General features: G+C 59.9%; 4 protein-coding genes. 1 reads left to right on the top strand and 3 read right to left on the bottom strand.

Annotated elements, in window-relative coordinates; translation table 11 throughout:
• Positions 1-253 precede the first annotated feature (253 nt).
• On the bottom strand, positions 254-658 hold the full coding sequence (locus AAFX91_RS40840; RefSeq protein ID WP_130579545.1) for a hypothetical protein: 405 nt from the start codon (positions 656-658) through the stop codon (positions 254-256).
• Between the two features lie 99 nt (positions 659-757).
• On the bottom strand, positions 758-919 hold the full coding sequence (locus tag AAFX91_RS40845) for a hypothetical protein (protein ID WP_165421151.1): 162 nt from the start codon (positions 917-919) through the stop codon (positions 758-760).
• Positions 920-1,373: 454 nt separating this feature from the next.
• On the opposite strand from AAFX91_RS40845, the gene AAFX91_RS40850 reads away from it, so the two are divergent.
• On the top strand, positions 1,374-1,589 hold the full coding sequence (locus tag AAFX91_RS40850) for a hypothetical protein (protein ID WP_245476304.1): 216 nt from the start codon (positions 1,374-1,376) through the stop codon (positions 1,587-1,589).
• 12 nt (positions 1,590-1,601) lie between these two features.
• On the opposite strand, the gene AAFX91_RS40855 is transcribed toward AAFX91_RS40850, so the two are convergent.
• Entirely contained in the window at positions 1,602-2,150 is a 549-nt protein-coding gene (locus AAFX91_RS40855; RefSeq protein ID WP_394570259.1) for a CreA family protein, read from the bottom strand.
• Positions 2,151-2,376: the final 226 nt, after the last annotated feature.

The following is a 2,376-nucleotide window of genomic DNA, read 5'->3' on the forward strand; positions in this document are numbered from 1 at the left end:
GCGCGAAACTACTTCGCCGTCGTCGCCATTGCCGCCACTCTGCTCTGGATAAGGTAACTGTCCACACGGCCTAGAACACACCCCCTCCGTCACGCCCCGCCACCGGGTCTCGCCTCCGGCGAGCCCGATGACAGGCTCCGGCCGGGCATCCAGTAATCGACATCGCCAGTCGTGCGCACAGAACGCGCCGCGGAATACTGGATCGCCCGGTCAAGCCGGGCGATGACCTCGTGGGATGATCGAGAAACGCTGCTTACTCCGTCGCCGGATCGAACATGCACTGCAGCGTCGGCTTGGCGATCTTGGTGAAGGTCGGGCCGATCTCAGACTGCTTTGACGGCGGCACCCAGTCGGTCTCGATCGTCGGCACGCCGGTCTCGCTGATCCCGCGCAGCAAGGCTTCGCGCAGATCGGGATCCTCGACGGTGGCGGCAGCATAATCATGCAGGCAGCCGCATACGGCTTCCGGATGCGCCCAGCGGCCGAGCATGTGGGGCGCGCACTGGCGCACGAATTCACCACGCGGGTCGGGCAGCACCTTGAACAGGGTGCGGAATTGCACCGGCTGGGTCTGATGCGTTGTCGGCGCCTGCGCTTGCGCGGAACTGGCAGAAACGATCAATGCTGCGATGACGGCGAGACAGGTGCGCAAGAGCATGCAGTTCATTTACCGTCGGCTTTCTTGCAGACTTCTCAGAGCATGATCCGGAAAAAGTGGAAACCGGTTTTCCGAAAAGATCATGCTCAAACAAGGAGCTCAGTTGGCGGCAACGACGATAGCCTGAGTCGTGGCGCTCACAATCGGCGAACCCGTGTACGAGAAGGCGCCGATGCCCAGAAGGCCGCTGTCGGAGGACCCCGCCATTGAGGGTCCAGCCAGAACGAAGGCGAAGGCAAGGATGAAGCTGATCGTCCGCATTTGACTGTCTCCGGTCTTCCAGCGTTCCCGCCGTCTTGTTGGCGATTTGATAGCCACGCCCTGTTTCCGGACATCTGCGCCAAAACCTCAAAATGGTTTCATTCCACTGCCGAATTGTTTCGTCGGCTCGGCGCGACGAAACATTGGTGCGAAAAACGCAATGATTTCAGTACCCGCATTTCTGGTACACCAGCGCCCTCGTGCCGTATCTCGCCACCGGCGAAGAAATGATTCACCTCGCGAATGACATAAATCAACGTCGGCAACCACGGTTTGGCGCTAGATTATCAACGTGCCGATCAACAACGTCGCGAGTTCTTAATCTTTGGCCGCTAGGAGCGCTGCAGCGAACTGAACCTAACAACTTACTCTGCCGACTCAGTCGCACAGCTCGCAACCTTTGTTGATGGTCGCGCGTTAGTTACTTGTCCCAATCCAACGAAGGATCGCAGTCGTGGGCAATGGCAACATCGATGTTGGCAAGGAAACCGCGCCCCGCAAACCCGGCCAGCAGCAGATGGTGGGTGCGATGTCGCAGCAGGACATCCACGTCATGGGTGACAATGAATGCGCGCAGCAGAAGCTTGTGCGCCTCGTGGGCTGCCGCGATCCCCAAGCCCGCCTGCAGGCCGGCATGCGAGGATCTGAATTGAAGAAACGGCAGTTCTAGCCACCTCTTCCACTACTGGATGAAGTCGCCGCATTTCTGGACGACGGTGTCGGCCGCCCCCCAGGGCATGATCGGCACTGACGAGGTCGAGTTCTTCGGCGAACCTTCGATCAGCTTGTCCGAATAGACCATGTAGACGAGCACGTTGCGCTTGGCATCGCAGCCGCGGACGATTTGCATCTTCTTGAAGAAGAGCGACCGGCGCTGGCGGAACATGTCGTCGCCCTGGCTCATCTTGTCCTTGAAGCGGATCGGGCCGATCTGCCGGCAGGCCAGCGAAATGTCGGAGACTTCCTCCGCCACCCCCAGCCAGCCCTTGAAGCCGCCCTTCTCCGGCACCGTGAAATGACAGGCCACGCCCTCGACCTCGGGATCGTCGACGCCATAGGTCGCGAGCTTGTCGTTGGGCGAAATCCATTTGAATACGGTGGAGCGGCGGAAGATCAGGTCGGGCTCGTCGGCAGCGACCGCTGCCTGCACCAGTCCCAGCGCCAGGACAACTGTGGCCAAAGCCAGCCTCTTCCAAGGCAGTTGCGGAGAAGTGATGGCTTTGGCGTGCATGATGGCTCCGCTACGTTGTTGGCGCGGCCTATGTATGGCGAAAAGGCTGCAGGGGAAGGCTGCGCGCATTGAGAGGCGCGGTGGCCGGTTTAACCTAATGTGAGGCTTTTTTGCTACGCTTTCTATGAAAAGCACCGCGATCACAGAAGGGTTAGGCCGTGTGGACAGTTACCTTATCCAGAGCAGAGTGGCGGCAATGGCGACGACGGCGAAGTAGTTTCGCGCG

The sequence above is a fragment of the Bradyrhizobium sp. 31Argb genome, assembly GCF_043638955.1.
Classification (GTDB): domain Bacteria; phylum Pseudomonadota; class Alphaproteobacteria; order Rhizobiales; family Xanthobacteraceae; genus Bradyrhizobium.